Below are 9548 nucleotides of genomic sequence, written 5' to 3'. Positions count from 1 at the left end.
GGACGGCGCGGTGAACGACGTGCGCAGCTTCGTCGCCGAGAACCGAGAAGGGCTTGGCGTCACCTTCGACCGGTTCAACTCGGTCACCACGGCGCTGAATGACAGCCGCGGCGACGTCAAGCAGGTCCTGCACATCGGGCCGACGGTGTTCCAGAACTTCATGAACATCTACCAGCCTGCGCAGAGCGCAGTCACGGGCATCTTTGCCGCCGTCAACTTCGCCAATACCACCCAATTCATCTGCAGCGCAATCCAAGCCGCGTCACGCGAGAATTGGGAACAATCGTCGAAGATGTGTGTCCAGTATCTCGCGCCCATCATCAAGAACCGCCAGTACAACTTCCCGCCGCTCGGGGAGAATCTCTTCGTCGGGGCGTCGGCGCGGCCCAACGAGATCACCTACAGCGAAGACCGGCTGAATCCGCACCTGCCGCCGCCTGCCGCCGTACCCCCGCCGATCGACGCGGACGCGCTGCTTCCGGCAGAAGCGCCGTTGTCCGCCACGACGCCCACCGATCCCAGCCAGGGATTGCCCGGGTTGATGGTTCCGCCACCCGGCCAACCGGACGACGCACCGCCGCCGCCACCGGGGGGCACGCCGTGAGGCACAAGCTGATCACGGCGTTCGTCGTCGCGTGCTTGTTCACGATCCCTGGATGCGAGTGGCGTGGTCTCAACTCGCTGAGCCTGCCGGGAACCGAAGGCGGCGGTGACGGCTCGTACACCATCCAGGCGCAGTTGCCCGACGTGGTCGTCATTCAACAGAACACGCGGGTGCGCGTCGCCGACGTCAACATCGGCAACGTCACCAAGATCGAAGTACAGGACTGGCACGCGTTGGTGACCATGCGCATCAACAAGGATGTACACCTGCCGGCGAACAGCACCGCCAAAGTGGGACAGACCAGCCTCCTTGGCGCCATGCACATCGAACTGGCACCGCCCACCGACCAGGCGCCGGAGGGCGAACTGAAGGATGGTTCGGTGATCCCGCTGTCGGCGGCCAGTACCTATCCCACCACCGAGCAGACCTTGGCCTCGGTGTCGATCCTGCTCAACGGCGGCGGGCTCGGCCAGCTTCAGGAAATCAACCAGGCCTTCGCCAAGGCATTGGCGGGCCGTGAGAACGACATGCGGAGCCTGCTGACCCAGTTGGATGTCTTCATCGCGCAGCTGAACGACCAGACCGACGACATCATCGCCGCCACCGAGAAGCTCAACTCGTTGGCCGGGCAGGTCGCTGCGAAGGATCAGGTCGTCGACAAGGCGCTCACCGCGATCCCGCAGGCCTTGGCCGTGCTGTCGGATTCGCGCACCAAACTGGCGGACGCGATCGACGCCCTTGGCAAGTTCAGTGCCATCGCGACATCGACGGTCAATCAGACCAAGGAATCGCTGGTCGACAATCTGAGCAACATCGCGCCCGTGTTTCGGGAACTGGCCAACGCGGGACCCGCACTCACCAAGGGGCTGGACTTCCTGTCAACGTATCCGTGGGTGAAGAGCACGGTGGCCAACTGGTTCCGGGGTGACTTCGCCAACATCACCCTCGTCATCGATTTGACGTTGAGTCGGATCGACAGCGGCTTCTTCACCGGGACGAGGTGGGAGGGCGACCTCACCACACTCGAACTGCAGTGGGGCCGCACCATCGGCCAGATGCCGAGCCCGTACACGGCGGGCAACCCTCTGATCGCGCCCTACCACTGGGGGGGTTACTAGCATGCTGCGCTTGTCCCGCTCGGTGTGGACACAGCTGGCGATCCTTGCGGCGAACACCGTCATCGCGGTCGGGGTGATGGCGTTCGGCTTCGTGAACGTACCCGCGCTGGTGGGAATTGGGCGATACGCGGTGACGGTCGAGCTTCCCGCGTCGGGCGGCTTGTATCAGTCGTCCGTGGTGACCTATCGCGGCACCGAGATCGGCAGGGTCGAATCGATCGACGTCACTCGTGATGGTGTGCGGGCCGTTCTGACGCTCAACTCGGCCACTGCGATTCCGGCCGATGTGTCGGCCGCGGTGCACAGCCGCTCCGCGGTGGGTGAACAGTTCCTCGAACTGACCCCGCAGACGCACGCCGCAGGAGACGGCGTCCCGAAGCTGCAAGACGGGGCCAACATCCCCGTTGACAGGGTGCGGATTCCCCCCGATATCGGAAACCTGCTCGACGCCACAAACAAAGCGCTGCAGGCGATCCCGCAGGACAATCTCCGCACCGTAGTCGACGAGGCGGCCAAGGCAGTCGGCGGGCTGGGACCGGAACTATCCCGCATCGTCGACGGATCGACGTCACTGGCGATCGAGGCGGGGAAGACGAAGGATTCGTTCACCACGTTGATCGACCAGTTCCCGGCCGTGGCGAATTCCCAAGTGCAGACGTCGGATTCGATTGCGACCTGGGCGGCCCGGACGGCCTCGATCACCGGCCAGCTCAAGGCGCAGGATCAGGCCTTCGGAGATCTGCTCAACGTCGGTGGTCCGGCGCTGAACGAAGGCAAAGCGCTGCTGGATCGGGTCGCCCCGGCCCTTCCGGTGCTGCTGGCCAATCTGGTGAGTCTCGGCGACATCGCGGTGACCTACCGCAACGACATCGAGCAACTGCTGGTGCTCTACCCGCAGGGGACGGCCGTCATGTCGGCGATCGCCCTCGCGGATTCCGGTGTCAAGCAGGCCTATCGAGGGATCTACCTCGACTTCAACCTCAACCTCAACACGCCACCACCCTGCAACACCGGATTCCTGCCCGTCCGCCAGCAGCGTTCGCCCTCCGACCAGGACTATCCCGACAGGCCCGCCGGTGAGTTGTACTGCCGGGTGCCGCAGGACTCGGATCTCAATGTCCGTGGTGTACGCAACATTCCGTGCGAGACCAATCCCGCCAAGCGGGCGCCCACGGCCGAGATGTGCGAAAGCGACGAGCAGTACGTCCCGCTCAACGACGGTTACAACTGGAAGGGCGACCCGAACGCAACGCTCTCCGGTCAGAGCATCCCGCAGGACCCGCCCGGTGCCCATCCGGTGGTGCCGCAGCCGTCGGGTGCCCCGCCGCCCGCCGCTCCACCGGTCGCCTTCGTTCCGTACGACCCGGCTACCGGCGACTACATCGGCCCGGACGGTCAGCGGTACACGCAGGGCGACCTCGCCAACCCAGGCAACAAGACCTGGCAGTCGCTGCTGGTGCCACCGGCGCCGTAGTTGATCCCGGGTCGCTTCGCTCTCCCCCGCAAGCGGGGGGACCCCCAGCCCTCCGGAACCTAGCGTCCTACTTCTTCTCGCGCCACGCCCGCTCGAACGGCAACCGCCACGCGTTCGGTGCGATCAACTGGTGGATGGCGTTGGGGCCCCACGTGCCAGGCGGGTAGATCTTGACCGGCGGCGGATCGTCCAACAGCGGCGCCGAACGCTCCCACAGCGACTCGATGCCCTCGGCGGTGGTGAACAGCGTGTGATCACCGCGCATGGCGTCCAGGATCAGCCTCTCGTAGGCCTCGAGCACGTCGCCCTGGGAGTCCGTCTCCTGGGTGGAGAACTGCATGGACAGCTTGTCGAGCTTCATGCCGGGACCCGGGCGCTTGCCATAGAACGACAGTGACACCTTGGAACTGTCGGCCAGGTCGAACGTGAGGTGATCCGGCCCCTGCGAGCCGACACCGGAACCGGCAGGGAACATGGTTCGCGGCGCCTCCTTGAAGGCGATCGAGATGACCCGGATGCCCTCGGCCATCCGCTTGCCGGTCCGTAGGTAGATCGGCACGCCCGCCCAGCGCCAGTTGTCGATGCCCACCTTCAGTGCGATGAACGTCTCGGTATCGGAATCCCTTGCGACGCCGACCTCGTCGCGGTAACCGGAGTACTGACCGCGGACCACGTGGTCGCAGTGGATCGGGAGCATCGAGCGGAAGACCTTGTTCTTCTCCTCGCTGATCGCGCGGGGCTCCAGCGCCGTCGGTGGTTCCATCACCACGAACGCCATCACCTGCAGCAGGTGGGTGACGACCATGTCCTTGAAGGCGCCGGTGCTCTCGTAGAAATTCGCCCGCTGGTCCAGACCCAGGGTCTCCGGGATGTCGATCTGGATGTGATCGATGAAATTGCGGTTCCAGATCGGCTCGAACAGGCCGTTGGCGAAGCGGAACGCGAGGATGTTCTGCGCGGCCTCCTTGCCGAGGAAGTGGTCGATGCGGAAGACCTGTCGCTCGCGGAAGGTCTCGTGCACGAAGTCGTTGAGCTCGATCGCGCTGGCCAGGTCGGTGCCGAACGGCTTCTCCATCACGATCCGGGAGCGCTCGACCAGCTTCGCGTCGCTCAACATCGTGATGACTGCGCGTGCCGCTTTCGGCGGAACCGAAAGGTAGTGCAGCCGTAGAGCTTCCGGCCCCAGTTCGGCCTCGGCTGCCTCCACCGCGGCGGCCAGCGCCTCGGGACCCGCGCCCTGCGGCACGTAGGTGATCCGGCTGGCGAAGTTCTTCCACTGCTCATCGGTGAGCTTGTGGGTGCCGAACGCGTCAACCGCCTCCTTGGTGAGCTTGCGGAATTCGTCATCGGTGAGCTCCTCCAGCGACGTGCCGACCACCCGGATCTCGGGGGCGAGGGACGACTGGACGAGGTAGGCCATGCCAGGCAGCAGCTTGCGCTTGGCGAGGTCGCCGGTCGCGCCGAACAGGACGATGACGTGGGGTTCGAGCGCATCGGTGTCGCGGCGGTGCGGCCGGGCGCCCGGCGCCGGGTAAGCGATGGTCTGCGGATCTGTGGACACACCCGGCATGCTTCCATTTCGACGTTAACGGCGCACTACATCGAGGCGGGCAAATGCCCGTGAGCTCGCGTGTGGTCGCTAGTGTCGCGGCATGGCAACCAGCGATTCCCGCGAAGTAGTGATTGAAGCGTCCCCCGAGGAGATCCTCGACATCATCGCCGACGTCGAGGCGACGCCGGACTGGTCACCGCAGTATCAGCGTGCCGAGATCCTGGAGATGGGCGACGACGGTAGGCCACGCCGGGTCATGATGACGGTCAAGACCGCAGGCATCACCGACGAGATGGAGATCCAGTACACCTGGTCCGACGACAAGGTCAGCTGGACCCTGATCAAGGCGGTGCGTTGAAGAAGCAGGACGCCAGCTACACCCTGACCCGGGACGGTGACAAGACCAAGGTCAGGTTCGACATCGCCATCGACCTGTCGATTCCCATGCCCGGATTCGTCCTCAAGCGCGCCTTGAAGGGCGGCACCGAAAGTGCCACGGAAGGCCTGCGCAAGCAGGTCTTGAAGATCAAGAAGGGCGGCTGACCGTGGCCGACGGTGCGGGACCCCTGGCCGGGGTGCGAGTGATCGAACTGGGCGGCATCGGGCCGGGACCACATGCGGCGATGATCCTTGCCGACCTCGGCGCCGACGTGGTGCGGGTGCGGCGGCCCGGCGGTCTGCAGATGCCCGCGGAGGACGTCGACCTACTGCACCGGGGCAAGCGCGTCGTCGACCTCGACGTCAAGAAGGAACCTCAGGCGCTCTTGGAGTTGGCCGCCAAGGCCGACGTGCTGCTCGACTGCTTCCGGCCCGGCACGTGCGAACGGCTCGGCATCGGCCCCGACGACTGCGCGGCCGTCAACCCGCGGCTGATCTTCGCGCGCATCACCGGCTGGGGGCAGGACGGCCCACTGGCCATGACGGCGGGCCACGACATCAACTACCTCTCCCAGACGGGGGCGCTCAGCGCCATCGGCTACCGCGACCGGCCGCCCGTGGCGCCGCTGAACCTGGTCGCCGACTTCGGTGGCGGATCGATGTTCGTCCTGCTCGGCATCGTCGCCGCGCTCTACGAGCGGGAACGCTCCGGCAAGGGTCAGGTGATCGACGCCGCGATGGTCGACGGCGTCAGCATCCTGGCCCAGATGATGTGGACCATGAAGGCGACGGGGTCGCTGCAGGATCGGCGGGAGTCGTTCCTGCTCGACGGCGGTGCGCCGTTCTACCGCACCTACGCAACGTCCGACGGTCAGTACATGGCGGTCGGCGCCATCGAACCGCAGTTCTTCGCCCAACTGGTCAGCGGCCTCGGCCTGACCCCCGACGAGATCCCCAACCAGTTCGAGCTGGGCCGCTACGACGAGATGAAGGCGATCTTCACCGAGCGGTTCGCCAGCAAGACCCGCGACGAGTGGACGGCGGTGTTCGCAGGCACCGACGCCTGCGTCACGCCCGTGCTCAGCTGGACCGAGGCGTCCGGCAACGAGCACCTCAAGGCGCGTTCGACGGTCGTCACGGTCGACGGGGTCGATCAGGCCGCCCCCGCGCCGCGGTTCTCCCGCACCCCGCCCGCGGCGGCAGGCGTCCCGCCCAAGGGCACCACCCCGCTCGACGAGATCGGCTGGTAGGACCAGGTACGATCGGCAAATTGACCGATCTCTTGAAATTAGCTGCAGAAAGTCCTGCACAAGGCCGGAGTATGCATTAGCATTTGCTCATGGCTGTAAGAGCGTCACGAGAAGTGATGTTCGACGCCGCGCCAGAAACAATTCTCGACGCGCTCGCCGACATCGAGGAGGTGCCGTCGTGGTCGACGGTGCACCGGCATGCCGAGGTGCTCGACCGATACCCCGATGGCCGTCCGCACCACGTCAAGGCGACGGTGAAGATCATGGGCTTCACCGACAGGGAACTCCTGGAGTACCACTGGGGCCGCGACTGGGTGGTGTGGGACGCGTCGGACACATTCCAGCAACGGGGTCAACACGGCGAGTACAACCTGACCCGCGAGGGAGATCAAACGCGGGTGCGGTTCGACATCATCATCGACCTGGCCGCGCCGATCCCGGAGTTCCTGATCAAGCGCGCCAAGAAGATCGTGCTCGAGGTCGCCATCGACAGGCTGCGCCGCCGGGTGACGCGCTTCTACGGCTGACCACGTCGACCGACCTCAGGCCTTGAGGTCGGGATGTTCGGTGTAGATCTCGTTGATGATCGACAGGTCGAACAGGTCCCCGGCGGCAAGGTCGAGTTTCGCGGCCTTCAGCGCGGAGATGTTCTCGTCGACGAGGCGTTGGGTCATGGTGAACAGACCGTTGGCCTTGGTGTCGGCGGAGACCACCAGCCCGACCTGAGCCTTCGCTTCCTCGGTCTGCTCGGCCACGTTGAGGTTCTGGTCCTTGCCGTACACCTCCGCCGCGAGCCGGGCGGATTCCGCCGGGTCGGCGATGGCGTCCCGCCAGCCCTTGATCTCGGCGATCAGGAACGCCTTGAGTTTGTCCCGCTCGTTGTCGATGGTCTCCTGCTTGACCGTGAACGTCTCTCCGACGAGCGGCAGATTGAAGTCGGCGAACAACATGGCGTGGTTGGCAAAACCCTTGGACGCCAAGGTGATCGGTTCATTGGTCACATAGCTGACCCAGCCGTCGACCTCTCCGTTGGCCAGCGGCGATGGGTCGAACTGTGCGGGCACCACGGTGATCGACTTGGGATCGATGCCGTTGGCGTCCACCAGCGCGCCGAACACCAGCTGATTGGAGTCCTGGACGCCGATCTTCTTGCCCACCATCTCCTGCGGCGTATTGATGGGCTTGGCCGCCGAGCTGACGATGCAGAACGGATTCTTTTGATACGTCGTGCCGACGATCTTCGCGGGCAGGCCGTTGAGCACTGCCGGTGCGGTGAGTTGCGGCGCCGACATGCCGATCCAGATCTTGCCCGTGTCCAGCCCCGCCTCGACTCCCGTGCCTGCCGCACCGCCGGCGACGAGATCGACGCTGCCGAACCCGCCCTCCTTGTAGTAGCCCTTCTCCAGCGCGAAGTACTCGCCGGCGAACTCGATGTTCTTGATCCAGGACAGTTGCACCGCAACCGATCCGAACTTGGAGCCATCGGCCGTGCCACCGCCGGACGAACCCGACGAGCCACCGCCGCCGCACGCAGCAATCAGGCCCGTTCCTCCGACGGCGAACCCCGCCAGTGCGGCGTAACGGAGGAAGTCCCGGCGATCGAGGGCAGATGTCATCAGCGAAGACTAAGCGCCCGACGGCTCGTTGTCAGGACGGCCGCCCGGCATCGGGCCCGAAGCGTGCGAGCACGAGATTCTCCAGGACGCCGACCACGGCGTAGAGCAGGATCGACCCGATGGTGACGATGGCGACCGATGCCCACAGCTCGTTGTACTGATAGCGCGGTATCGCCTTGATCAGGCTGGAGCCCAAACCTTCACCGCTGCCCAGCCATTCACCGATCAACGCGCCGATGAGCGCGCCGGGCACCGAGATCCGCGCTGCCGCGAACACCGAAGGCAACGCGGACGGGATCGCGACCATGTACAGCGCGCTCCAACGGTTGCCGCCATAGGCTGCGACGAGCTCCTGTGCCTGCCGTGGCGCTTCGCGCAGACCCGCCATGATCATCACCAGCGCAGGAAAGAACACCACGATTCCGGCCATCACCGCCACCGCGCCAACGCCACGCCCGAACACCAGGACGATGATCGGCGTCATGGCCACCAGGGGCACCGACCGCAGCAACACCGCGATCGGCAGGAGCGTCTGTTCCAGGGTGGAGAACAGGACGAACAATGCGGAAACGATCAGTGCAGCACCGATTCCCGCGACGAAGCCGATCGCTGCGTCTCGCAGCGTGATCTGGAGGTTGTCCAGCAGGTTGGCCCGGGCGGTGTGACTCGTCGGGCTGCTGAACAGGTAGCTCCACACGTCCGTCGGAGACTTGCCGACGCGTGGACCGACCTGCGGGAACGCCGCGAGGAACAGGTACCACAGCCCGAACAGCAGAGCCATCGAGATGGCCAGCGGCGCCAGGAAGCGGCCGATACGACGCAAGCTCGCGTTCATCGTCGTGCTCCCCGGGCCGAGGACGCAGACGTCCAAGGCGTCACCACCCGCGCCACCACGGCGACGATGGCATAGCCCAGGCCCGCCATGGCCGCCGCCGCGATGGCCAGTCCCCATGTGCGCGGCACGTTGTAGGACGTCTGCGCGGCGGTGAGCGCGACCCCGATTCCGCTGTCGACACCGCCGAGGTACTCGCCGAGGATCGCTCCGAGCACCGCTGACGGCGCCGCGATCTTCAGCGCGGCAAAGGTATTCGGCGCGGCGGCGAACAGCCGGACCTTGGTGAACTTCTGCCACCTACCGCCGCCGTACGCCTCCACCAGATCGAGGCTGGCCTTGTCCGCCGACCGCAGTCCGGCCAGCGTGCCGACCATGGTGGTGAAGAAGCAGTACATCGCCGCCAGGAATATCGTCGGTGCCCGTCCGCCGAAGACCACCAGGATGATCGGGCCCAGCGCCAGCAACGGGGTGCAATAGCTCAAGATCGCCAGCTGGGTGGCAAGGGACTCCACCGGCGGAATCAGGACGACGAGGACCGCCAGGGCGATCGCAAGGCCGTTACCCCAGAGGAAGCCCTGCAGCGCGCCCTGCGAGGTGACCGCGAAGTTCGGCCCGTACAGCGCGGCGCCGTCGCCGATCATCGTGGCGATCACCCTGACCGGTGTCGGGATCGTTCCGCCTGCCACGCCCAGCGCGGCCAGCAGCCACCACACCAGGAGCA

At 65.7% G+C, this 9548-nt stretch carries 8 protein-coding genes and 2 pseudogenes; 6 read left to right on the top strand and 4 right to left on the bottom strand.

Annotated features, from left to right (window positions below; genetic code table 11):
- The 3 genes and pseudogenes from QOC69_RS19370 to QOC69_RS19360 form a co-directional block, all read left to right on the top strand.
- Positions 1–604 (top strand): annotated as a pseudogene (locus QOC69_RS19370) (mammalian cell entry protein); the annotation flags it as partial.
- Complete coding sequence (locus tag QOC69_RS19365; RefSeq protein ID WP_526442517.1) at positions 601–1722, top strand: MCE family protein; 1122 nt, start codon at positions 601–603, stop codon at positions 1720–1722. The pseudogene QOC69_RS19370 and the gene QOC69_RS19365, both read left to right, overlap by 4 nt.
- Position 1723: 1 nt before the next feature.
- Positions 1724–3196, top strand: a complete 1473-nt coding sequence (locus QOC69_RS19360; protein WP_526442515.1) for an MCE family protein — start codon at positions 1724–1726, stop codon at positions 3194–3196.
- 67 nt (positions 3197–3263) lie between these two features.
- Here QOC69_RS19360 and zwf read toward each other — a convergent pair whose 3' ends face one another.
- Positions 3264–4766: a glucose-6-phosphate dehydrogenase gene (gene zwf / locus QOC69_RS19355; protein ID WP_526442513.1), complete on the bottom strand. Its 1503-nt coding sequence runs from the start codon at positions 4764–4766 to the stop codon at positions 3264–3266.
- An 82-nt stretch (positions 4767–4848) separates the two neighbouring features.
- On the opposite strand from zwf, the pseudogene QOC69_RS19350 reads away from it, so the two are divergent.
- The 3 genes and pseudogenes from QOC69_RS19350 to QOC69_RS19340 all read left to right on the top strand — a co-directional run bounded on the left by QOC69_RS19350 (position 4849) and on the right by QOC69_RS19340 (position 6903).
- Positions 4849–5291: pseudogene (locus QOC69_RS19350) on the top strand (SRPBCC family protein).
- Between the two features lie 2 nt (positions 5292–5293).
- Positions 5294–6376, top strand: a complete 1083-nt coding sequence (locus QOC69_RS19345; protein WP_526442511.1) for a CaiB/BaiF CoA transferase family protein — start codon at positions 5294–5296, stop codon at positions 6374–6376.
- A gap of 89 nt (positions 6377–6465) precedes the next feature.
- A complete protein-coding gene (locus tag QOC69_RS19340; RefSeq protein WP_526442509.1) occupies positions 6466–6903 on the top strand; it encodes an SRPBCC family protein in 438 nt (145 codons plus the stop codon).
- A gap of 15 nt (positions 6904–6918) precedes the next feature.
- On the opposite strand, the gene QOC69_RS19335 is transcribed toward QOC69_RS19340, so the two are convergent.
- The 3 genes from QOC69_RS19335 to QOC69_RS19325 all read right to left on the bottom strand — a co-directional run.
- Entirely contained in the window at positions 6919–7992 is a 1074-nt protein-coding gene (locus QOC69_RS19335) for an ABC transporter substrate-binding protein (protein WP_526442507.1), read from the bottom strand.
- A 31-nt stretch (positions 7993–8023) separates the two neighbouring features.
- Positions 8024–8827: an ABC transporter permease gene (locus QOC69_RS19330; protein WP_526442505.1), complete on the bottom strand. Its 804-nt coding sequence runs from the start codon at positions 8825–8827 to the stop codon at positions 8024–8026.
- On the bottom strand, positions 8824–9548 hold a 725-nt coding region (locus tag QOC69_RS19325; protein WP_526442503.1), incomplete at its 5' end, for an ABC transporter permease. The genes QOC69_RS19325 and QOC69_RS19330, both read right to left, overlap by 4 nt.

It is taken from the genome of Mycobacterium sp. (assembly GCF_032162105.1).
Lineage (GTDB): Bacteria > Actinomycetota > Actinomycetes > Mycobacteriales > Mycobacteriaceae > Mycobacterium.
This window is presented reverse-complemented; position numbering and strand designations above follow the sequence as displayed.